1 protein-coding gene is annotated in these 355 nt (G+C 65.9%); it reads left to right on the top strand.

All coding sequences use genetic code 11. From position 1 onward, the window contains the following. On the top strand, positions 1-355 hold a 355-nt coding region (locus tag KW824_RS20655; protein ID WP_218410883.1), incomplete at both ends, for a VCBS domain-containing protein.

The following is a 355-nucleotide window of genomic DNA, read 5'->3' as shown; positions in this document are numbered from 1 at the left end:
ACGAGGCCAAGTTCCTGGCTGGCAACGGCACCCCGAGCGCTGGCGCACTGGGTAGCCTGACCATCACCGAAGGCGGCGCCTGGACCTACAACGTCGACAACAGCAAGGTGCAGTACCTGGGCGAGGGGGAGACCAAGGTCGAGACCTTCACCGTGCAGTCCGTGGATGGCACCGAGCACACCGTCACCATCACCATCACCGGCGTCAACGACTCTGCCGTGATCGGTGGCACTGACAGCGGTGCGGTCACCGAAGATGAGAGCACTCCGCTGCTGACCGAGACCGGCACCCTGAGCGTGACCGACGTGGACGGCGCCGACGAGGCCAAGTTCCTGGCTGGCAACGGCACCCCGAG

This window comes from Aeromonas sp. sif0611, assembly GCF_019218845.1.
GTDB lineage: Bacteria > Pseudomonadota > Gammaproteobacteria > Enterobacterales > Aeromonadaceae > Aeromonas > Aeromonas media.
The sequence above is the reverse complement of the archived record's forward strand: the minus strand, read 5'-3'. Positions and strand labels throughout refer to the sequence as shown.